This is a genomic window from Paraburkholderia sp. EG304, assembly GCF_046543485.1.
GTDB classification, from domain to species: Bacteria; Pseudomonadota; Gammaproteobacteria; order Burkholderiales; family Burkholderiaceae; genus Paraburkholderia; species Paraburkholderia youngii.
Window position 1 is genome coordinate 153886 of sequence record NZ_JBKGUA010000005.1, and the last position, 21528, is coordinate 175413.

A 21528-nucleotide genomic window follows, 5' to 3' on the forward strand; every position below is an offset into this window, starting at 1 on the left:
GGAACCACCCACCCGCCGCGAAGCCGGCTCCAATTCCTGTCCAACCGCATGGAGCGCCCGTGACCGTTCGCAACCTTGACGCATTGTTTCGCCCGAAATCCGTCGCCGTGATCGGCGCGTCCGAGCGACCGGGCAGCATCGGCGCGATGGTCTGGGCGCGCGTGCTCGAAGGCGGCTTCGACGGTCCGCTTTGGCCCGTCAATCCGAAGCACGCGACGCTCGGCGTCCACCCGGTGATCCACGACGTCAGCGATTTGCCGCAGGCGCCCACCGTCGCGGTGATCTGCACGCCGCCCCCGACGTGGCCCTCGTTGATTCACAAGCTCGGCGGCATGGGCACGCGCGCCGTGATCATCGTCGGCGAGGTGCGCAGCGATGAAGACCGGCTCGAGCTGCGGCACGCGCTGTCGGCGGCGCGGCCGCATCTGTTGCGCATCGTCGGGCCGGGTAGTCTCGGTGTGGTGTCGCCGGCGCTGGGCGCGCATCTGGGCGCGCCGTCCTGCACGGTCAAGGCGGGCGGCGTCGCGTGGGTGTCGCAGTCGAACGCGCTGACCAACGCGGTGCTCGGCTGGGCGCGCGCGCGCGGGCTCGGTTTTTCGCATGCGGTGGCGCTCGGGGCGGAGGCCGACGTCGATGCCGGCGACGTGCTGGATTACCTTGCGAGCGACCCCGGCACCCGCGCGATCCTGATCGAACTAGACAGCGTGCGGGAGGCGCGTAAGTTCATGTCGGCCGCGCGCGCGGCGGCGCGCAACAAGCCGGTGCTCGCGCTGCGCTCGGGGCGCGACGATCCCGCCGACGGTCTCTATACAGCGGCGTTCCGGCGCGCGGGCCTCGTGCGCGTCGACGCGCTCGACGATCTACTCGACGAAATCGAAACGCTCGGCGTCGGCCGCGTGGCGGCGGGCGCCACCGCAACGCTGATCACCAGTGACCGCGGTCTCGCGACGCTCGCGCGCGACGCGTTCAGCGCCGCCGGCGGCCTGCTCGCGCCGTGGCCGGCCGCGGCGTCGGACGCGCTGCGCGAGGCGCTGCCGCTCGCGGTCGGCGGCAATCCGCTGCTGCTCGGCGACGGCGCGCGTCCTGAGCACTTCGGCACCGCGCTGAAGCTGCTGGGCGAGCATCGCGAGACCGGCACCGCCGTCGTGGTGCACGCATCGACGCATGGCGCACCCGTCGACGATGTCGCGCAGGCGCTGATCGAGCATCAGCGCTTTGCGTATCGCGGGCTGCTCGCTTGCTTCTTCGGCGGCGTCGATGCGGCGAGGCGCGACGCGCTGCATGCGCAGGGCATCCCGGTGCACACGACGCCGCAGCGGCTCGCGCGCGCGTTCGCCCGTCTGGTCGATTACCGGCTGGGGCGCGAATTGCTGATGCAAACGCCGGAAGGCCTGCCCGCGCAGATTCCCGAGTCGATCGACGCCGCTCAGGCGCAGGCTCGAGAAGCGTTGGCGGCGGGCAAAAGCGAACTCGCCGGGGACGCGGCGGCGCGGTTTCTGACGCGATTCGGGTTGCAGGTGGAGGGTGTGGAAGAAGGGAACGCCGCTGCGCCGGACGCCGATGCCGACAGCGCGACAAAACCCATCGTCGACGTCGCCGTCGAACTGCACGACGACGACAACTTCGGCCCCGTATTCCGCTTCGCCGCGCCGCCGATCGACGGCGTCTCCAGTGGACTGCACGTGTACGGCCTGCCGCCGCTCAATCCGATGCTCGCGCGCGATATCGTCACGCGTTCGCACTACGCGAGGCTGGTCGCGCCGGAGCCGACGCTCGCCGCGTTGACGGCATTGTCGCAAGCGGTTTGCGACGTGCGCGAGATCGTCGGCCTGTCGTTGAAGCTGAGGGTCTACCGGGACCGCGTGACGGTGGTCGATCCCGTGTTGCGGGTCGGCGGAAAGCGCAGCCGCCTCGCGATCGTGCCGTATCCGCGCCGCTTCGAGGAAACGATCGACTGGCAGGGGATGCGTATAACGGTGCGGCCGATTCGCCCGGAAGACGAAAACGCGCATCGCGAGTTCGTGAACGCGATGACGCCGGAAGACCTGCGGCTGCGTTTTTTTGGCGCGGTCGGCAGTTTCGAGCACTCGCAACTCGCGCGCATGACGCAGATCGATTACGACCGGGAAATGGCGCTGATCGCGACGGTCGACAACGAAGACGGCGTCGCGCAGACGCTCGGCGTGGTGCGCGCGGTGGCCGATCCCGACAACGAGACGGCCGAATTCGCGGTGACCGTGCGCTCGGACCAGAAGGGGCGGCGCCTCGGCCAGTTGCTGATGCAGCGGATCATCGCGTACGCGCGGGCGCGCGATACGCACTGGCTGATCGGTGAAGCGCTGCGCGAGAACACCGCGATGATCGCGCTGGCGAAGGCCAGCGGCTTCACGATCACGCGAACCGAGGACCCCGGCGTGGTCGGCTTCCGGATGGCGCTCGACGAAACCGCGGGGGCGGACCCGAAGTCCGCCGCGCAGAACCAGCCGGGGCGTTGAGCGGCTTACGTTGCGACCCGCTCAACGCACGGTTTCATCGCCTTAAGCCGCCAGCTTCTGCGCCGCCTCATCGACCTGCGCGCGCGTCACCGACAGCTCGTCGAGCCACGCCTGCGCATACACCGCGCCGGTTTCGCGCTCGAGCCGCGCGATCGTCGCCGCGCAGCGGTTCGCGTCCTTCAGCGTGGAAATGAACGATTTCACCGACTCGCCGCCCTTGAACGCGTCGAACAGCGGCACGCGAATTTCATCGGGCAGCGGGCGGGTGGTCCATTGGTACGGCTTGCCGTTGAACGTCAGCGACGGCGGCAGCACGCGCTCCTTGCGCGCGGCCGGAATCAGGCCGTAGGTGCGCGCCGCTTCGCCGATCTGTTCGGGCGAAAACAACTCGTCGGGCGTGATGTCGAATTGCTGGATGAAGGTCTCGATGCTTTGCATCGCGGCGGCGCGGTCGTCGCGGCGCCTCTGCGCGTGAGCGACGATGTCGCGCAGTTCGTCGGCTTCTGCCGCGGTGATCGTGAAGCTCGACTGCTTCTGCTGGAGTTCGGAAAAACGCTGGAATTCGGAATCGGTCAGAAGTTTGGCCATTGCTCAATCGATGCGCGCGCATGAGCCGGTCATGCGGCGTTATTTTGGAAGGGCCGCCATTCTAAACCAAGTGCGCGTGTGCGCCGCCGTGCGAACCGTCGCCGCGCAACTTACCGCGCACCTTGCCAGTCACGCGGCCTGCTCGCGGAACATCGACAGCGCCTGCACCGTGTCGCGCAGCAGGGTGGTGGCCGCTTCGAGCGTCGGCGCGACGTATTCGTCGATCCGCCGCAGATACGGACAGGTGAGCACCGCGATCGCCTGTCCCGACGGCGCGAGGATCGGGAAGGTCACGTCGGTGACGCCGAAGGTCTGCTGGCTGTCCTTCTGCCAGAAGCCCGCCGCGCGGATGCGCTCGCAGGCCTCCTCCAGCGCGTCGCGATCGAGCGTCACTTCACCCTTCACCTTGGTGTGCTCGGCAAGCATCTGCTGACGCTGCTCGACGCTCTGGAATGCGAGCATCACGCGCCCCGAGCCGGTGTCGATCAGTCCGACCCGCGAGCCGAGCCGCACCGACATGCCCCACGTGCCCGGCCCGTCGACCTGGGCGATCACCAGCAGGTTGCCGCGGTCGTAGACCACCAGGTGGCACGACTGCTCCGCCGCGTCGGCGAAGCGCTGCATTAGCGGCAGCGCTTCGGCGATCAGCCGGTTCATCGGCGGATGACGGTGCGCGAGCGCGAACAGCTTCAGGCTCAGCGAGTAGCGGTCGCCGGCCGCCGAGCGCACCACGTATTGGCGCGCGACGAGGCGTTCGAGCATCCGGTACATCTCGCTCGCATTGCGGCCCAGCTGCCGCGTGATTTCGGCGCGCGTGAGTCCTTCCTTCTGCTCGGACAGCAGCTCGAGGATGTCGAGGCCTTTGTCCAGCGCGGGGGCGCGGTAGCGGTCGTCGTCTTTGTCTTCGGCGTCCATCGTGAGGGTCGGGGATCTCGTCCGGAGTTCTTATTATCTGGCGCGCGCACAGCGTTTCGCGAACTGAATGTCTGCTGTCCAGGGAAAACCCCGGGCATCGCGTCGCGCAGTTTTCTTGACTTGGAAAAATTCGGATATGAATAATACGTTCATTGGTGAACAAATGCACCCGTGAGCGGGGCGCGCCTTTTCTGGCTGCGCATTGGGCCCGTCGCATGGTAAAAAACACCACAAATAGGGAGACACGCTCATGTCGGCATCGATCCTATCGAAGATCGGGCAACGGCGCAGGATCGGCCGCAGCTCGTTGCAGGTGAGCGGACTAGGGCTCGGCACGGCGCCGCTCGGCGGCCTGTATCGCGACCTGTCCGACGAGGAGGCCCATGCGACCATCGCCGCCGCCTGGGACGCGGGCGTGCGCTACTTCGACACCGCGCCGCACTACGGCAACACCAAGGCCGAGCATCGGCTTGGCGCGGCGCTGCGCCACTATCCGCGCGGCGAATATGTGCTGTCGACCAAGGTTGGCCGCCGCTTCGTGCCGCGCACGTCGCCATTCGACGACCGCGAAGGCTGGCAGAATCCGCTGCCGTTCGAAGCGATCTACGACTACACGCACGACGGCATTCTGCGTTCGTTCGAGGACAGCCAGCAGCGGCTCGGCATCGTCGATATCGACATCCTGCTCGTGCATGACATCGGCCGCGTCACGCATGGCGACCAGCATCCGCACTACTGGCGGCAACTGACCGAAGGCGGCGGCGTCCGCGCGCTGGAGCGCCTGCGCTCGACCGGCGCGATCAAGGCGATCGGCCTCGGCGTCAACGAAGGCGCGGTGATTCTCGACGCGATGGCCGAATGCGATATCGATTGCGCGTTGCTCGCGGGGCGTTATACGCTGCTCGAGCAGACCACCCTCGACGACCTGCTGCCCGCCTGCGAGGCGCGCGGCGTCAGCATCCTGCTCGGCGGCGCGTTCAATTCGGGCATTCTGGCGCGCGGCGTCGAAGGCGATCTGAAGTTCAATTACGGCGCGGCGCCGCCCGAGGTGATCGAGCGCGTCGCGCGTCTGGAGGCGGTGTGCCGCGCGCACAATGTGCCGCTCGCCGCCGCCGCGTTGCAGTTTCCGTATGCGCATCCGGCGGTCGCCACCGTGCTGACCGGCGCGCGCAGTGCCGACGAACTGCGCGAGAACGTCGCGTCGTTCGAGCAGCCGATCCCCGCGGCCTTGTGGTCCGCATTGCGCGACGCGGGCCTGCTCGACCCGCGCGCGCCCGCGCCCGAGGACTGAATCGACCATGCCGATCGACGCTCACCAGCACTACTGGGACCCCGCGCGGGGCGACTACGAGTGGCTGACGCCGGAGCTGAAAATCCTCTACCGGCCGTTCGGGCCTGATGATCTGAAGCCGTTGCGCGAACAGGCCGGCATCGAGCGGACCGTGGTCGTGCAGGCCGCACCGACGCTGGACGAAACCCGCTACCTGCTCGACATCGCGCGGCACGAGCCGTCGATCGCGGGCGTGGTCGGCTGGGTGCCGCTGCTGTTGCCGAACGCGCCCGATCTGATCGAGGCGCTCGCGCGCGAGCCGAAGTTCAAGGGCGTGCGGCCGATGCTGCAGGACCTGCCCGACGACGGCTGGATCGCGAACCCCGACCTCACGCCGGCGATCGACGCGCTGATCGCGCACGACCTCGCGTTCGATGCGCTGATCTACGCGCGCCACGTGCAGTACTTCGAGATATTCGCGCAGCGTTTTCCGGCGTTGCGCATGGTGGTCGATCATGGCGCGAAGCCGCCGATCCGCTTCGGCCAGGCGGGCTACGAGGTGTGGCGCGATGCGATTGCCCGGCTCGCCGCATTCCCGCAAGTGCACTGCAAGCTGTCGGGTCTCGCGACCGAGGCGTCGCCCGGCTGGACCGAGGACACGCTGCGGCCCTACGTCGAGCATCTGCTGAACACGTTCGGCCCCGCGCGGCTGATGTGGGGCAGCGACTGGCCCGTGCTCGAACTGAACGGCGACTATCTGCTGTGGCATTCGGTGGCGACCACGCTGCTCGCGTCGTTGAGCGACGCCGAGCGCGACGCCGTGTTCGGCGAGAATGCCGCCGCGTTTTACCGGCTTTGATTTCGTTAGCAGCCCATTCAACTGGAGTCGTAGATGACACAAAGACTGGCCGGCAAAACGGCCCTGATCACCGCGGCAGGACAAGGTATCGGTCTCGCCACCGCCGAACTTTTCGCGCGCGAAGGCGCCCGCGTGATCGCCACCGATATCCGCATCGACGGACTCGCCGGCAAGCCGGTCGAGGCGCGCAAGCTCGACGTGCTCGACGGCGCGGCCATCAAGGCGCTTGCCGCGGAAGTCGGCACGATCGACGTGCTGTTCAACTGCGCGGGCTACGTGCATGCGGGCAATATCCTCGAGTGCAGCGAGGAGGACTGGGATTTCGCGTTCGACCTCAACGCGAAGGCGATGTACCGTATGATTCGCGCGTTTTTGCCGGCCATGCTGGAGAAGGGCGGCGGCTCGATCATCAACATGTCGTCGGCGGCGTCGAGCGTGAAGGGCGTGCCGAACCGCTTCGCGTACGGTGCGTCGAAAGCCGCGGTGGTCGGGCTGACGAAGTCCGTCGCCGCGGATTTCGTCACGCGTGGTGTACGCTGTAACGCGATTTGCCCGGGCACGGTGTCCTCGCCGTCGCTCGAACAGCGGATCGCCGCGCAGGCGCAGGCGCAGGGCGCGTCCGTCGACGCGGTGCAGGCCGCGTTCGTCGCGCGTCAGCCGATGGGCCGCATCGGCAAGCCGGAGGAGATCGCCGCGCTCGCGCTGTATCTCGCATCCGATGAGTCGTCGTTCACGACGGGCCAGCTCCATGTGATCGACGGCGGATGGTCGAACTGATTCTGATTGATTGACGAACCGAACACTACTGAACGTAAAGGAAAGTGCAACGATGAAACTGCTTCGTTATGGGCCGAAGGGCCAGGAAAAGCCGGGCCTGCTGGACGCGCAAGGCAAGATTCGCGATCTGTCGAAGGTGGTGGGCGATATCGACGGCGCTGTGCTCGGCGACGAAAGCCTCGCGAAACTGCGCGCACTCGACCCGGCAACGCTGCCGGTCGTCGAAGGCAATCCGCGCGTGGGCCCGTGCGTCGGCAAGATCGGCAAGTTCATCTGCATCGGCCTGAACTACGCGGATCACGCGGCGGAATCGAATCTGCCGGTGCCGGCCGAACCGGTCATCTTCAACAAGTGGACGAGCGCGATCAGCGGCCCGAACGACGACATCGAAATCCCGCGCGGCTCGAAGAAGACCGACTGGGAAGTCGAACTCGGCGTCGTGATCGGCAAGGCGGCGAAGTACGTCGACGAAGCGAACGCGCTCGAGCACGTGGCCGGCTACTGCGTGATCAACGACGTGTCGGAGCGCGAATGGCAGATCGAGCGCGGCGGCACTTGGGACAAGGGCAAGGGCTTCGACACGTTCGGCCCGATCGGCCCGTGGGTCGTCACGCGCGATGAAGTCGCCGATCCGCAGAACCTGAGCATGTGGCTCGAAGTGGACGGCCATCGCTACCAGAACGGCAGCACGAAGACGATGATCTTCAGTGTCGCAAAGCTGGTGTCGTATGTGTCGCAGTGCATGAGCCTGCAGCCGGGCGACGTGATCTCGACCGGCACGCCGCCGGGCGTCGGCATGGGCGTAAAGCCGAATCCGGTATTCCTGAAGCCGGGGCAGACGGTGCGTCTGGGTATCGAAGGGCTGGGCGAGCAGACGCAGAAGACTTACGCGGCGGAGTAACGCGCTCTCTCTTCCTGTGTTGTCGCTGTGAAATGCAAGGCCGTTCCTGTTACGCGCAGGAGCGGCCTTTTCCATGCCGCGCGGCTTTAACTCCCCGCCTCCTGCTCGCCATTCTCCCCAATCCGATTCACGGTCCCCTGCGCAACCGCGACCAGCTTCTCGCGGTTCCCTTCCATCACGAACACGCTGCACTGGCAGGTCGCCTGATGCCTGCCCGCATAGACGACGCTAGCGCGCGCGATCAGCGTGCCCTTCACGGCCGGGCGCAGGTAGTTGATCTTGTATTCACCGGTCACGACTCTCGGACCCAGCGACAGCGCGCCCGCGAACGTCAACGCATTGTCGGCGAGATAGCTGATGACGCCGCCATGCACGAAACCATGCTGCTGCCGCAGTTCATCGCGAATCGGCAGACACAGGGTGAGCTCTTCGCTGCTGGCGTGCATCAACTCCGCGCCTAGCAGCATGCTGAACGGCTGGGCGTGCAGTGCGCCGCGCGCCCGGTCGAGTAGGTCGGTCATCGTGGTTCCTTCGTGCAGGGTCGGGGTGGTGCATCGGTGCAACGGAGCATCCGCGCGGCGAGCACCACGCGGTCCCTACCCACTCTAGGAAGTGCCGCTGCGCTGCGCAAGGTGAATCCTCGCGATGAGTAGCGCATTGTTGCGCAAAACAACCTCAATCGCGACGATCGACGATGAAACCGGCACGTAGAGCGCTTTTTGCGGGAATTGGCCTCAAGCCGCCAATCGGCCTGCCGTTAACCCTGGTGTAGCCTCCGTCATCCTTTGTTCCCAGGTGTCCCCGATGTTCAGCAAGATCAAGGTCGCATCCGGCCTGCTATGTGTTCTGGCCGCGTTCTGCGTCTTCCAACTCGTCACGGTAGGGTTGGGCTTCTGGTCGCTGACGCGCACGCACGACGACGTCGGCGATCTGGCGAGCATCGCGCTGAAGCAGGTCGACGCGGTCAACCAGACGACGCAGCGCCTGATGGACGCGCGCATCAACCTGTCGCGCGCCGGCACGCGCATGGTGCGCGGCGGCGCCGAGCCGACGGACATCGTGCAGCACGCTCGCGAACAGCTCGCCGCCGCCGATCAGTCTTTCGCGGGCTTCATGAGCGCCCAGAAGACCAGCGACGAAGACAGCGCGCGCGCCACCGCGCTCGCCGAACGCTACAAGGCGCTGCACGGCGCGCTCGCGGAGCTCGTGCAGTATCTCGACTCGAACAACATTCAGGCCTTCCTCGATCAACCCACGCAATCGTTTCAGGACGCCTATCTGGCGGAAGTGCACAACTTCGAGCAATTCGGCGACGCCGCGAGCCGCGCGTCGCTCGCTTCGATCGATGCGCGCGTGGCGGCGTTTCGCATCGTCAGCGTGGTGATTCTGCTCGTGCTGGTCGCCGGCACGCTCGCCGTCTATATGGCGCTGCGCCGCGGCGTCGTGGCACCGCTCGAGGAGGCGGGCCGCCACTTCGAGCGCATCGCGCAAGGCCGTCTCGATCAACCGATTGCCGCGCGCGGCAGCAACGAAATCGGCCGGCTGTTCTCGGGCCTTGCCACCATGCAGGCGAGCGTCGCACGCACCGTCAGGAGCGTGCGCGAATCGGCCGACTCGATCCATCTCGGCGCCAACGAAATCGCGACCGGCAACGCCGATCTGTCCGCGCGCACCGAAGACCAGGCGGCATCGCTCGAGGAAACGGCGTCGAGCATGGAGGAACTGACGGCGACCGTGCGCCAGAACGCCGATCACGCGCGCGAAGCCAACGCGCTCGCCGAGACCGCGCTCGATGCAACGTCGCGCGGCAGCGAAGTCGTCAGCCAGGTGGTCGACAAGATGCGCGGCATCGCGCAGAGCTCGGATAAGATCGCCGAGATCATTTCGGTGATCGACGGTATCGCGTTCCAGACCAACATCCTCGCGCTCAATGCCGCCGTCGAGGCGGCGCGTGCCGGCGAGCAGGGCCGCGGCTTCGCGGTCGTGGCCGGCGAAGTGCGCGGTCTCGCGCAACGCAGCGCGCAATCGGCGAAGGAAATCAAGACGCTGATCAGCGAATCGGTCGCGGAGATTCAGGGCGGCTCGGCGCTGGTCGAGCGCGCCGGCGAAGCGATGAGCCATGTGTCGGCGTCGATCTCGCGCGTCACGCAGATGATGGCCGAAATCAGCGCGTCGTCGCTCGAGCAGAGCACAGGTATCGAGCAGGTGAACCAGGCGGTCGTGCAGATGGACGAGATGACGCAGCAGAACGCGGCGCTCGTCGAGCAGGCTGCGGCGGCGGCGGCTTCGCTGCATCAGCAAACCGAGCAGTTGAAACAGGCCGTTTCGGTATTCGAAATTTCTGAAAGTGTGTTGCGCACGCAACAGCGCGGAGCAATCTCCGCCGCCAATGCTGAATACGCATTAACCGCGACGCATGCCCTTTAAAGCGGCGACGCTTGAAAACGACGCAGAAATAGAAAATGGCTCGCATATTGCGAGCCATTTGCATTAGACGCAAGGGCCTATGGAGGCGCCTATCGTGACGTCCAAGTCTGCCTCAAAGTACCTGAAGGTACTTAGATCGACTGGATGTTTGCAGCCTGCTTGCCCTTCGGGCCTTGCTTGACTTCGAACGACACCTTCTGGTTTTCCTGCAGGGACTTGAAGCCCGATGCCTGGATTTCCGAGAAGTGTGCAAACAGGTCTTCGCCGCCGTCGTCCGGGGTGATGAAGCCAAAGCCCTTTGCATCGTTAAACCACTTAACAGTACCTGTTGCCATTTTTAATCCAAATAAATGTTGTGTATTGCATCGCGACCGCATTGCTCGAATGCAAAGCGAGCGCGAGGGGAGAGTTGTATCACGTCTTTATGACAGACGCCAATCAACATGCATCCGGGTATTCCCGGTTTTGATGTTTTTTCGCGCCTTGAGAACGTCTGGCGAGAACTTTTTTGCGCCAGGGTTTACCAGCGGCATCAAATTTTCCTTGCGAAGCGGCAGCGGATCTCCGTCCGGGCATGCGCTCTTTATTGAGACGATCAAGCGTCCAATTTCATCTATCGATGTCCAAATTCGCCTAAGTTCCCGCTCCCGATTCGTCACCCGCGGGCAGTGCTGCATAGGCGGTGGCCAGGTGATAGGGCGTGGTTGACGGCATGTCGTCGCGCGCAACTTCCCCGCTCGACGTCTTGCATTCGAACCAGCCATGGTCATGCAAAAAGCATCGCTGAAAACGTGCGATCTGTTGCGGCAGCGCCGCACGCACGGCCGGATCGTCGTGACAGGCGAGCGCGCGCAGGTATTCAGTCTGCGCCCAGATCCGCTGCGTCGCGTCGTTGACGTTGCCAGCCTCGTCGAGCGATGCGCACACCCCGCCGTTGTTCGCGTCCACGCCATGCTGCTGCGCGAAAGCGAAGGCGCGCGCCAGCGCTTCGATTAGCCCGGTACCGTCGAACAGCGCGCCCCCCTGCCTGACCAGCCAATACCACTCGAACTGATGTCCCGGCTCAAGACGGTTGTCGCTCGCACCGATCGGCAATTCCGCGATGCAGCCGCTCGGCGCATGCACGAAGTGTCGCGCGACCGCGCCGGCGAGCCGGCGCACCGCGGCGCCGAAGACGTTGTCGCGCGTCGCCTGGCAGGCGGCGAGCCACGCTTCGGTCAGGTGCATCAGCGGATTCTGCAGCGGCGTGGCGGTGACCTTCGAAAAGTCGGCGTTCAGCGCGGCGTTGAACAGATCGCCGTCGGCCGCGAAGTTCGACTGGATCAGCGCGGTCGTGCTGTGCACGAGCTTCAGCGCGTCGAGGTTGGCGGAGCGCCGCGCGTATTCCGCGCAAGCGAACACGACGAACGCGTGCGTGTAGAGGTCCTTGGTCGTGTCGAGCGGTACGCCGAGCGCGTCGACGCTGTAAAACCATCCGCCGTGGTCGGCGTCCCGAAAGGTGCGCGTCAGCGAATCGAACAGCACGCGCGCGTGTTCCATATCGCCCGCTTGCGCAAACGTGAACAACTGCCGCGCGCACGCCATCGCCCGATAGCGTTGCGCGGGCAGCGGCTCGCCTCCGGTGGCGTCGAGCGCTTCGTAGGGCAGCTGCAGCGCGTGGTTGAAGCCGGGCCCGCGCCACATCGGCAGCACCACGTTCGCGAAGTGCTCGCGCAGCGCGTTCGCGGTGGTGGTCGTCGAAGCAGGGGGAGGGGTCGTGCTTGGCATGGTCGGTTGGTTCGGGCGCGTAACGTGCGCAGTGTATCGAGGCGGCGCTCAGGGTGGCGGCTCAGGGTTCCGCTCGGCCAGGTCGCTATGGTCTGCGGCCTAGCATAAAGCAAACGCCTCGCGCTGACACCTCGAGTCAAGCGTCCGGAATGCTCGACGACTACGAGGCGTGACGTGCGCTGTGCCCTCGCTGCAGCTCATTTCACATAAGGAGGAACAACGATACTCAGTGATCTCGAACTGATCTCCCGTCTGGTGCTGGCCGCGGTGCTCGGCAGCGTGATCGGCTACGAGCGGGAGCGGCTGTCGTGGGCGGCGGGCTTGCGCACGCGCATGCTGGTCTGCGTGGGCTCGGCGCTCGTCATGATCGTGTCCGCGTATGGCTTCGCCGCGGTGCTTGGCGAGCACGTGATCCTCGATCCGTCGCGGATGGCCGCCCTGGTCGTGTCGGGCATCGGCTTTCTTGGGGGCGGGCTCGATCCTGCTGCGCGGCGAAATCGTGCGCGGGCTCACGACCGCCGCGAGCGGGTGGTCGAGCGCGGCGCGCTGACGTTCCATTCGCTGCACGACGAACTCGGCGCCGCGAGTCCCCGCGTCAAGCAATTCGTGATGCAGCAAAGTGACGAGGCGAACGAGTGCGACGAAGTGATCATCACGCTGCACCGTGTGTCGAACGCGGAATACGAGTCGATCTGCGCGCGCCTTCGGCAATTGCCTGGCGTGCGGGAATTCCGCGGCGACGACGCGAGGTCGTGACACGCGCGAGGGGCTCGCAAGCGCGCAAATCGTCGGGGAAAGGCTTCGGCGCGGGCGGAGCGCCATGCGACAATGCTGGCTCTAAAATATTCCAACGGCAATGACGAGCGGCATCCGGCGCCCGTTCCTGGCGACGACCGCTTTTTCCTCTATGGCAGATTCCGCAGCATCCCCGCAGTCCAGGCCCCGGCGCGTCGCTTCGAAGAAGCAGCGGCAGGGCGCCGTCTCCACTGAAACCGAAAACAAACTGGCGCGCGCGGCGCGCTCGGCGCAACGCCTCGCGCAATTGAGCGGCGTCGCCCGCGACGACAGCACGCTCGACCTGTTCCCTGACGATCCAACCCGCGCGACGCTCGAGGCGATGAACATCGACGTCCGTCAGGGCACGCTGCACGGCTTCGAATTGCCGGACGTGGTGCTGCAGGCGGTCGGCGCATTCGATGAACACATTGCGCTCGACAAGACAACGCGCCGCGCACCGCGTGCGGCGAAGCTGGATGTACCGATGCCGGTGAACGAGCAGTTGAGCGGGTTTGACGTCGAGCCGTCGATGGCGGCTGCGGATGCGCCCGCCAGCAAGCTCGCGAACGGCGGCCCGGATGTAGCAACGCCGAACGCCGAAGCCAACACCGACGACAAACCCACCCCGCTTTCGCGTGAGTCATCCGCGCCGCTGAGTTCGGCGATGGCCGCCGCGACCGTCGCGCGCAGCGTGACCGCATTGCGTCAGGCGGCTGAAGCGGAGTCGGCAGCGACGGCGGGCGCGGGCAAGCCGCAGCAGCGTTTCGCCGCGACCTTTGCGAGAGCCGCGACGGCATCGCGCGATGCGACTGCGGCTGCGATTCCAGCGTCGTTCGCAACGTCCGCCACGACCGACGACAGTAGCGCGAGCCAGTCCACCATCGAGTCCGCGACGCGCACGCAGTCCGCCTCGCCAGAGGCTGTAACGGCGAAGCCGGACCACAAGCCCTCGACCAACGCGCCGTTGACGACACCGCGGCCCGCGTCCGCAGATAACCACACCGGATTCGCCACGTCATGGCGTGACGCGCGCCGCACCGACGCGGCCGCCGCCGCGCTACGCTCGGAACCGGAACTCGACCACGCGCGTGCCACCGCATTCGCCGATACGGTCGATGCGCTCTATGGCGTGATCGCCGATCAGCGCCGCGCCGCGACCGATCATTCGCGGCGCGTGAAATGGATGCTGTCGGTCGTGGTCGGTGCGCTGCTGGTGACGGTGGCGATCGGCATCGCGCAGACGCTGCTGCTGATGCGCCTCACGCACGAAACGACGGCCCAGCAACAGCGCATCGAACAGATGATGCAGAACCAGCAAGCGGCGATGGTTAGCCTGCTCGACGCGCATACGGCGATGGCCGCGACGGCGAATTCGGCGTCCGCGCCCGCCGCCGTCACGACGCCCACCGCGGCGCCCCCAAACGCGCCCGTACAGTCCAGCGCTACGCCGACGCACGCGAGACGCACTCGTGCTCAGCACGGCCACCCGCCCGGGCGATGAATCGGGGATGTTGTCGCGATGCAACACCTCCCGGCCCAATGGCATCGCGACAACCCACCCCACCGAAATTTTGCTGCATTGCACTAGCTTTTTCCTAGGGGAAACCCCTATAATCATGGCTAAGGGAAAACCCTAGCAATGCAGTCACTAACCGGGAGTCGCCATGAGCTTCATCTTTGCACTGTTCCAAAAGATCAGCGACCTCTTTGCGTCGCCTCATCTGCCGCTGGATTCGGACTATTCGTATGCGGCGCGTGCCCGCGAAGCGGAGCGTCTGCGCCGCGCGCAGTCCACGCTGTTCGGCATCAAGCTGACGGACTAGGTCCAGCCGTAACCGTCCTGAGCGCGACACGACGCGCTGGGGCGCGCACTTCGGGTGCATTATTCATCGAGCCACTATTCGCGAAATGCGGATCGTGGCTCTTTGTCTTTGGGGATTCTGTTACCGCGATGCACCATTGCGCGACGAGGCTGGCCTTGCCCGCACCAGGCCTGCTGCACTCGTCCGATTCCTTGCGAAATATTTCGGGGCCGAAATGAATGTAACCGGCTTTCATGCCGGTTCAGCGGGTCGAACGACGGTGCCGCCGCGTAAGCCTTGTTCAATGCAGTGAGAAGGCGAAATCGAGCTTCGATCATCCGCCGCCAACTATGAAATGCACGCTTACAAGTGCTAACGTCTCTACGCGATCCTGGCCGCTAAAGTGGGTCTCAAGCGTACGGCGTCTGGTTCGGAAGCGAATCGAACGATCCGGACAAACACGGACGCTGGCCTGGAATAAAACTTTGACGGGAGGTCATTATGAAAACCTTTGGCAAGGCATCGCGCTCACTGATCGCAACGCTGCTCGCGGGCGGCGCACTCGTCGCGGCTGGTAGCGCATTCGCGCAAGACCGCGTGATCGTCGAGCACGGCCCGGCGCCGGTCGTGTACGGTCAACCGCACACGATGCCGGTGGGCTTGTCGATCAACATCGGCTGGCACGGCGATCGTTACTGGGACGGCCACCGCTACTGGGCGCACGACGACTGGATGCGCCGTCATCCGCACGACTACGATCCGCACCATCGCGGCGGCTATCACGACGATCACCGCCCGCCGCCCCCGCGCTACTAATGCGGACCTGACCGCGCCGCAACAGGCGGCGCGCGTCCACGAAGCCGGCCTTCTCTCCGCGGGAAGGCCGGCTTCGTCGCATTTGGGCTTGCAGGTCCGACCGGGGTATTGCTGCGTGCTGCGCTATGCTTCGGGACTTTGATCGACGGTGGTGGGAGTGCGGGTGGACAAGACGACGCAGGATGTAGCGATAGGGGTGGTGGGCACGGGACTGATGGGTGTCGGCATTGCGACGCAGGCCGCGCTGCATGGATACCGGACGATCGTTCACGACGTCGATCCGGCCAGGCTCGCGAGCGTCGCGCCGAAAGCGCAAGCGGTGCTCGACGAGCTGATCGACGCGGGCCGGATCGATGATGCCGCCAAACAGGCAGCGCTCGCGCGCATCGAAACGCATGCGCAGCTCGATGCGGTCGCGCAAGCGCGCTTCGTGATCGAGGCGATTCCCGAGGTGCTCGAACTCAAGCATCGCCTTTACACGACACTGACCGGCCTGCTCGCCGACGATGCGATCCTCGCGAGCAACACCAGCGGCTTCCCGCCCGACCAGCTCGCCACCCCGCTGCGCGCGAAAGAACGTTTCGTGATCGCGCATTTCTGGAACCCGCCGCACATGATCCCGCTCGTCGAGGTCGTGCCGGGCACCGAGACCGCCCCCGAAGTCGTGCAACAAACCGCTGCGCTGATGAGCGCGATCGGCATGGAACCGGTCGTGCTCGCGAAGGCGATTCCTGGTTTCGTCGGCAATCGGCTGCAGTTCGCGGTGCTGCGCGAGGCCTTGCATATCGTGCGTTCGGGGGCAGCAACGCCCGAAGTTGTCGATCGCGTGATGAAGGCTTCACTCGGACGCCGCTGGGGCATCGTCGGACCGTTCGAAAGCGCGGATATGGGCGGGCTCGACACCTTCGTCGACATCGCGTCGCATCTGATGCCGCAACTCGCAAAGGATGAGGACGTGATCGATCTGCTGCGCGCGCAGGTCGACGCCGGGCGGCTCGGCGTGCGCAGCGGCGCGGGTTTTCATGATTGGGACGAGGAGCGCATCGCGCGGGTCAAGGAGGGGCGCAAGCGCGTGATCGGGCGCGGCTAGTGCTGTTATAAATAGCCGTTCCGGACCTGCTTCTGCTCCCCTTTTTTGCGCTGACTATCACTCAAGTCTCAATTCATGCCTCACTACTTTTACGACCCCGCCGCCGGTCACGGCCTGCCGCACGATCCTTTCAAGGCGATCGTCGCGCCGCGGCTGATCGGCTGGATTTCGTCACGCGATGCCGAAGGCTCGCTCAACCTCGCGCCGTACAGCTTTTTCGGCGCGTTCGCGACCTTTCCGCCGATCATCGGTTTTAGCAGCGAGGGCCGCAAGGACAGTCTCGCCAACATCGAGGCGACCGGCGAATTCGTGTGGAATCTCGCCACCCGGCCGCTCGCCGAGCAGATGAACCGCTCGTCGGCGCCGGTCGCGCCCCACGTCGACGAGTTCGCACTGGCCGGGCTCACGCCGGCGCCGGGCCGCAACGTGGCGGTGCCGCACGTGGCCGAATCGCCCGCTGCGCTCGAATGCAAGCTGCTGCAGATCGTGCGTCTGCATGATGTCGACGGCAAGCCGATGGACAACTATCTGTCGCTCGGCCAGGTGGTCGGCGTGCACATCGACGAGGCGTATCTGAAGGACGGCCTGTTCGACACGCATGCCGCACAGCCGATCATGCGCGCGGGTTATCGCGCCGACTATGCGCAGATCGGCGAGATGTTCCAGATGATCCGGCCCACGGCCTGAACGCTCAGGACGTCGCGGACGGCGGTTTGCGCGACGACTGCCCGGACGATTGGGCCGACGAATCGCAGTTGCCGCTCCCGCTTCCGCCTACGGGCGCATCCACCTCCACCCCGACAACGGAGGCCGCGACCGGCGCGGCCGCCGCGACTTCCGCCGCGGTCGCCGCGGGCACCGGCTGGATCGGACGCGCGCGCGAACTGACGAGCACCGCGCGCGGTTCGTTGTCGTAAATCACGGCCCGCACGCGCGGATAAATGTGCCGCTCCCAGCGACGTCCGCTGAACACACCGTAGTGGCCGACGCCCGTTTGCACGTAATGCGTCTTCAGATACGGCCGCAGACGATCGCACATGTCCTGCGCGGCGAGCGTCTGACCGACTGCGCAGATATCGTCCTTTTCCCCTTCCACGGTCAGCAATGCGGTGCGGCGAATCTTCGATGGCTCGACCAGACGCCCCTCGACTTCGAGCGCGCGCAACGGCAGCGCATGCTGCTGAAAAACCGTGTCGACGGTTTCCAGATAGAAGTCGGCGGTCAGATCCATCGTCGCGAAGTACTCTTCGTAGAACGTGCGAATCGTGTCGGCCTTTTGTGGATCGCCCTTGCCGCGCTCGTAGTACATCGTTTCGAACGACTCGGCGTGGCGGCCCGGATTCATCGCCATGAACGCGGCCAATTGCACGAAACCCGGATACACGCGACGCTGCGCGCCGGCAAAACCGAACGGCACCGCGCTGATCAGGTTGCGCTCGAACCACTCGATCGGCCGGCTCCTCGCCAGTTCGTTGACGCGCGTCGGGTTGATGCGCGTGTCGATCGGGCCGGCCATCAGCGTCATGCTGGCCGGCTGCGCGGGATGGTCGTCGGCGGCCATCAGCGCGACGGCGGCTAGCGCCGCGACGGTCGGCTGGCAGACAGCGAGCAGATGCGTGCCGGACCCGATCGTCGCGGTGAAGTCGATCACGTGGCGCACGAATTCGTCGAAGCCGAAGCGGCCCTCGCCGAGCGGCACGTCGCGCGGATTGTGCCAGTCGGTGATATAGACGTCGTGCTCGGGCAGCATCGTGCGCACGGTTGCGCGCAGCAGCGTCGCGAAGTGTCCCGACATCGGCGCAATCATCAGCACGCGCGGCTGCGGCGTTGAAAGCACGGCGTCCTTGCGAAAGTGCAGCAGCGAGCAGAACGGCGTGCGCGCGACGACTTCCTCGATCACCGCGACCGGCTCGCCTTCGGTGACGACGCTGTCGATGCCGAACGGCGGCCGCGTCGGCGTGAGTCCGCCGAGTATCAGCAGTTCGCAGGTCGCGCGCAGCGAGCGTCCGTGGGGCGTAGCCGCGAATGCGGGCCACGCACCGAGCGAGTGGTTCGCCAGCGCCGCGCCGTGTCGCAGCGGCAGCAGCATGTCGGCGCAGGCCTGATAGGCGGGATAGGCGAACAGATTCATACTTTCACTCGAATGCGCCAGAAAAACAGGAACCCGAATAAAAGCAAGCGGTGCGCCAGGCGCTGGCGCGCGTCGCCCGGTGTGCCGAGCTATGTCGCGGCATGTCTGCGTGCGTCGGCATATCACTTGCATGCGTAGGCGAAACGGGCCGGCCTTGCCGCGCTTTGGTGCGCGCGCGCACCGTGGCGTGCATGAGTGCAGGCACGCGCGGCGCGATACCGGATCTGGAGGACACACGCATGGGAAATACTACGCTCACGATTAGCAGCAGGAACTATTCGTCCTGGTCGCTGCGCGGCTGGCTGCTGACGAAGTTCAGCGGCTTGCCGTTCGAAGAGCTCGTCGTGCCGATCGACGACCCCGCGACGCGCGCCGAACTACTGCTGCTATCGCCGTCGATTCTGGTGCCATGCCTCGTGCACGACGGCGTCAAGGTCTGGGACACGCTGGCGATCGCCGAATATCTGAACGAGCTGAAGCCGCAAGCCGCGCTGTTGCCGCACGAGGTCCGCGCCCGCGCGCATTGCCGCTCGATCTGCGGCGAGATGCATTCCGGGTTTGCGTCGTTGCGCTCGGCGCTGCCGATGAACCTGAAGGCGCATTTCCCGGGCTTCAAGGTCTGGGCGCGCGCGCAGTCGGATATCGAGCGGATCGTGACGATCTGGCGTGAATGCCTGAAGGAGTACGGCGGCCCGTTCCTGTTCGGCGAGCGGACCGCGGCGGACGCGATGTACGCGCCGGTGGTCACACGTTTCGTGACCTATGACGTGCAACTCGATCCGGATATCGTCGAATACGGGCAGCACATCATGGCGCTGCCCGAAATGCGCGAGTGGATCGCGCTCGCGCGGCAGGAGGTCGAGGAGATCGACGAACTGGACGTGGAGTTCTGAGCGCTGCGGGCGTCGTGCGCCGGCGCCCGCAGCAAGCAGATCCGTTAGCCGCGCTCGCCTTCTAGCTTGAACACGCTGACCAGTTGGGCGAGCCGCGCAGCCTGCTCGCGCAACTCGGCCGCCGCCGTTTCCGCATCGACGACGATCGTCGCATTCTGCTGCGTCGCCTCGCCGATCTGCGTGACCGCCCGGTTGACCTGCTCGATGCCGCCCGACTGCTCGCGCGACGCGACGTTGATCTCGCTCATGATCGCGCGGACCTGACCGACCTGAGTGACGATTCCCTGCATCGTCGCGCTCGCTTCTTCGGCGATGCGAAAACCGCTGTCGACGTTCGCGCCCGACGCCGCGATCACCCCCTCGATCTCCTTCACCGCGGCCGCGCTGCGCTGCGCGAGCGCGCGCACTTCCGACGCCACGACCGCGAAACCCTTGCCGTGCTCGCCCGCGCGCGCCGCCTCGACGGCCGCGTTCAGCGCGAGGATGTTGGTCTGGAAGGCGATGCCCTCGATCACCGTCGTGATCTCGGCGATTTTCTGCGACGAGCGGCCGATCTCGCCCATCGTCGACACCACGCGTTCGACCGCGCGGCCGCCTTCGAGCGCGGCGTCGGCGGCTTGCGTGACGAGCGTGTTCGCTTCGGTCGCGTTATCAGCGTTCTGCTGCACGGTCGATGTGATCTGCTCCATGCTCGCGGCAGTTTCCTCGAGGCTGCTTGCCTGGGTCGCGATGCGCATCGCGATGTTGCCGCTGCCGGCGGCGATTTTCTCGGTGCCCGCCGACATGTCGGCCGACGCGTTGCGCACCTGCGCGACGATGCGCGCGAGGCCTTCGCCGATGCCGTCGATCGCCTGCATCAGACGGCCGATCTCGTCGGCGCGCGCGCGGCCGTGTGCGAGGCGCACGCTCAGATCGCCCGCGGCAAGACGCTCGGACGCCCGCGCAGCTTCGTCGAGCGGACGGCTGACGAGCCGCCGCACCGCGATGAGGAACACGATCGCGAACAGGCCTACCAGCGCGAGGCCGACCAGCAGGAACGCGTTGCGGGTGCGCACGACGTCGGCCATCACTTCGTCGCGCGGCGCGACGCCGCCGACGAGCCACTGCCACTCCGGCACCGTGACGAACGACACGAACTTGTCGCGCGCGTCGCTCTCGCCGAGCGTCGCGTCGGCCGAGCGGTAGTCGAGCTCGCCCTGCTTCATGTCGAGCATGCGCTGATACGGTGCGTTCGCGTCGTCGGCTTTCTGGCCTGCGGCGGCCGGATGCACGAGCAGCTTGCCGCGCTCCGCGCCGCTCGACGCATCGAGCACGAAGTAATAGCCGCTCGTGCCGATCTTCAGCGCGCGGATGCCGTCCTGGACCGACTGGATCTCCTTGTCCACGTCGACGCCGACGAACAGCGCGCCGATCACCCGGCCGCTCGCGTCGGTGATCGGCTTGTACTGCGTGATCATGCGCTTGCCGAACAGCGGGGCGAGGCCGGTGTACGTGCGGTTCGCGAGCAGAGGCGCATACGCGGGCCCCTTGCGGTCGAGCAGCGTGCCGATCGCGCGGGTGCCGTCCTGCTTCTTCAGCGACGTCGTCACGCGCACGAAATCGTCGCCGCTGCGCGCAAAAATGGTCGCGATCGCGCCGCTGCGTTGGAGGAACTGGTCGGGAATCGTGAAGTCGAGGTTCAGCACCTTGTCGCCGGCTTTGAAAGTCGGCGTCGCGGTGCCGCCGATGTCGACTTTCTGCGTGTCGTCGAGCGAGAAGTCGGCGGGCAGGAAGCTCGCGAATAGCGCCATCGACCGATCGACCTCGGCCGACAGCGCCTGGTCGAACAGCGCGATCATCGCGGCGATCGAGCGGTCTTTTTCGGCGATGCGCGCGAGCACCTGGTCGCGCACCTGGTCGCCGGCGGCGCGTGCGAGCGCCCACGCGAAGGTGCTGAAAATTACCGCGACCAGCACGCACGAGAGCACGGCAAGCCGGGCGCCGACGCTGGCGCGGCGCGAGAAGAGTGAGTTCATGGGCA

19 protein-coding genes and 1 pseudogene are annotated in these 21528 nt (G+C 66.0%); 13 read left to right on the forward strand and 7 right to left on the reverse strand.

Annotated features, from left to right (window positions below):
- The first annotated feature begins 59 nt into the window (after positions 1 to 59).
- Complete coding sequence (locus ACLFKU_RS08450) at positions 60 to 2495, forward strand: GNAT family N-acetyltransferase (protein WP_410848757.1); 2436 nt, start codon at positions 60 to 62, stop codon at positions 2493 to 2495.
- Positions 2496 to 2537: 42 nt separating this feature from the next.
- Here ACLFKU_RS08450 and ACLFKU_RS08455 read toward each other — a convergent pair whose 3' ends face one another.
- Both ACLFKU_RS08455 and ACLFKU_RS08460 read right to left on the reverse strand, forming a co-directional pair.
- Complete coding sequence (locus tag ACLFKU_RS08455) at positions 2538 to 3083, reverse strand: hypothetical protein (RefSeq protein WP_410848758.1); 546 nt, start codon at positions 3081 to 3083, stop codon at positions 2538 to 2540.
- A 129-nt stretch (positions 3084 to 3212) separates the two neighbouring features.
- Entirely contained in the window at positions 3213 to 3998 is a 786-nt protein-coding gene (locus tag ACLFKU_RS08460) for an IclR family transcriptional regulator (RefSeq protein WP_176366385.1), read from the reverse strand.
- A gap of 250 nt (positions 3999 to 4248) precedes the next feature.
- On the opposite strand from ACLFKU_RS08460, the gene ACLFKU_RS08465 reads away from it, so the two are divergent.
- The 4 genes from ACLFKU_RS08465 to ACLFKU_RS08480 are packed head-to-tail and all read left to right on the forward strand — an operon-like array spanning position 4249 to position 7805.
- Complete coding sequence (locus ACLFKU_RS08465; protein ID WP_410848759.1) at positions 4249 to 5289, forward strand: aldo/keto reductase; 1041 nt, start codon at positions 4249 to 4251, stop codon at positions 5287 to 5289.
- Positions 5290 to 5296: 7 nt separating this feature from the next.
- Positions 5297 to 6127 carry an amidohydrolase family protein gene (locus ACLFKU_RS08470; RefSeq protein WP_368583502.1) on the forward strand — a complete coding sequence of 277 codons (831 nt, stop codon included), beginning with the start codon at positions 5297 to 5299 and terminating at the stop codon, positions 6125 to 6127.
- 33 nt (positions 6128 to 6160) lie between these two features.
- Positions 6161 to 6904: an SDR family oxidoreductase gene (locus ACLFKU_RS08475; protein ID WP_176107144.1), complete on the forward strand. Its 744-nt coding sequence runs from the start codon at positions 6161 to 6163 to the stop codon at positions 6902 to 6904.
- Positions 6905 to 6956: 52 nt separating this feature from the next.
- Entirely contained in the window at positions 6957 to 7805 is an 849-nt protein-coding gene (locus ACLFKU_RS08480; RefSeq protein WP_368583504.1) for an ureidoglycolate lyase, read from the forward strand.
- 86 nt (positions 7806 to 7891) lie between these two features.
- Here ACLFKU_RS08480 and ACLFKU_RS08485 read toward each other — a convergent pair whose 3' ends face one another.
- Positions 7892 to 8326 carry a PaaI family thioesterase gene (locus ACLFKU_RS08485; protein ID WP_176120798.1) on the reverse strand — a complete coding sequence of 145 codons (435 nt, stop codon included), beginning with the start codon at positions 8324 to 8326 and terminating at the stop codon, positions 7892 to 7894.
- Between the two features lie 283 nt (positions 8327 to 8609).
- Between ACLFKU_RS08485 and ACLFKU_RS08490 the strand changes: the two genes are divergently transcribed.
- Positions 8610 to 10232: a methyl-accepting chemotaxis protein gene (locus tag ACLFKU_RS08490; RefSeq protein ID WP_410848760.1), complete on the forward strand. Its 1623-nt coding sequence runs from the start codon at positions 8610 to 8612 to the stop codon at positions 10230 to 10232.
- A gap of 131 nt (positions 10233 to 10363) precedes the next feature.
- On the opposite strand, the gene ACLFKU_RS08495 is transcribed toward ACLFKU_RS08490, so the two are convergent.
- Both ACLFKU_RS08495 and ACLFKU_RS08500 read right to left on the reverse strand, forming a co-directional pair.
- Positions 10364 to 10567 (reverse strand): cold-shock protein, encoded by a 204-nt coding sequence (locus tag ACLFKU_RS08495; protein ID WP_013092907.1) that lies wholly within the window; start codon positions 10565 to 10567, stop codon positions 10364 to 10366.
- A gap of 298 nt (positions 10568 to 10865) precedes the next feature.
- A complete protein-coding gene (locus ACLFKU_RS08500) occupies positions 10866 to 11999 on the reverse strand; it encodes an AGE family epimerase/isomerase (protein WP_410848761.1) in 1134 nt (377 codons plus the stop codon).
- A gap of 222 nt (positions 12000 to 12221) precedes the next feature.
- Here ACLFKU_RS08500 and ACLFKU_RS08505 point away from each other — a divergent pair.
- The 6 genes and pseudogenes from ACLFKU_RS08505 to ACLFKU_RS08530 all read left to right on the forward strand — a co-directional run bounded on the left by ACLFKU_RS08505 (position 12222) and on the right by ACLFKU_RS08530 (position 17171).
- Positions 12222 to 12755: pseudogene (locus ACLFKU_RS08505) on the forward strand (MgtC/SapB family protein).
- Positions 12756 to 12906: 151 nt separating this feature from the next.
- Positions 12907 to 14277 (forward strand): hypothetical protein, encoded by a 1371-nt coding sequence (locus tag ACLFKU_RS08510; RefSeq protein ID WP_410848762.1) that lies wholly within the window; start codon positions 12907 to 12909, stop codon positions 14275 to 14277.
- A 163-nt stretch (positions 14278 to 14440) separates the two neighbouring features.
- Complete coding sequence (locus ACLFKU_RS08515) at positions 14441 to 14599, forward strand: hypothetical protein (RefSeq protein ID WP_176107149.1); 159 nt, start codon at positions 14441 to 14443, stop codon at positions 14597 to 14599.
- 480 nt (positions 14600 to 15079) lie between these two features.
- Positions 15080 to 15394: a hypothetical protein gene (locus ACLFKU_RS08520; RefSeq protein WP_368583508.1), complete on the forward strand. Its 315-nt coding sequence runs from the start codon at positions 15080 to 15082 to the stop codon at positions 15392 to 15394.
- A 214-nt stretch (positions 15395 to 15608) separates the two neighbouring features.
- The gene (locus tag ACLFKU_RS08525) at positions 15609 to 16484 is read left to right on the forward strand and encodes a 3-hydroxyacyl-CoA dehydrogenase family protein (protein WP_410848847.1); all 876 of its coding nucleotides are present in this window, start codon (positions 15609 to 15611) and stop codon (positions 16482 to 16484) included.
- A 75-nt stretch (positions 16485 to 16559) separates the two neighbouring features.
- Positions 16560 to 17171, forward strand: a complete 612-nt coding sequence (locus ACLFKU_RS08530) for a flavin reductase family protein (RefSeq protein WP_368583509.1) — start codon at positions 16560 to 16562, stop codon at positions 17169 to 17171.
- Between the two features lie 4 nt (positions 17172 to 17175).
- On the opposite strand, the gene ACLFKU_RS08535 is transcribed toward ACLFKU_RS08530, so the two are convergent.
- Positions 17176 to 18615, reverse strand: a complete 1440-nt coding sequence (locus tag ACLFKU_RS08535; RefSeq protein WP_410848763.1) for a polyhydroxyalkanoate depolymerase — start codon at positions 18613 to 18615, stop codon at positions 17176 to 17178.
- A 239-nt stretch (positions 18616 to 18854) separates the two neighbouring features.
- Here ACLFKU_RS08535 and ACLFKU_RS08540 point away from each other — a divergent pair, with 239 nt between their 5' ends.
- The gene (locus tag ACLFKU_RS08540; protein ID WP_368583511.1) at positions 18855 to 19508 is read left to right on the forward strand and encodes a glutathione S-transferase family protein; all 654 of its coding nucleotides are present in this window, start codon (positions 18855 to 18857) and stop codon (positions 19506 to 19508) included.
- Positions 19509 to 19552: 44 nt separating this feature from the next.
- Here the strand turns inward: ACLFKU_RS08540 and ACLFKU_RS08545 are convergent, their stop codons facing one another.
- The gene (locus tag ACLFKU_RS08545; protein WP_410848764.1) at positions 19553 to 21523 is read right to left on the reverse strand and encodes a Cache 3/Cache 2 fusion domain-containing protein; all 1971 of its coding nucleotides are present in this window, start codon (positions 21521 to 21523) and stop codon (positions 19553 to 19555) included.
- Between the last annotated feature and the right edge of the window lie 5 nt (positions 21524 to 21528).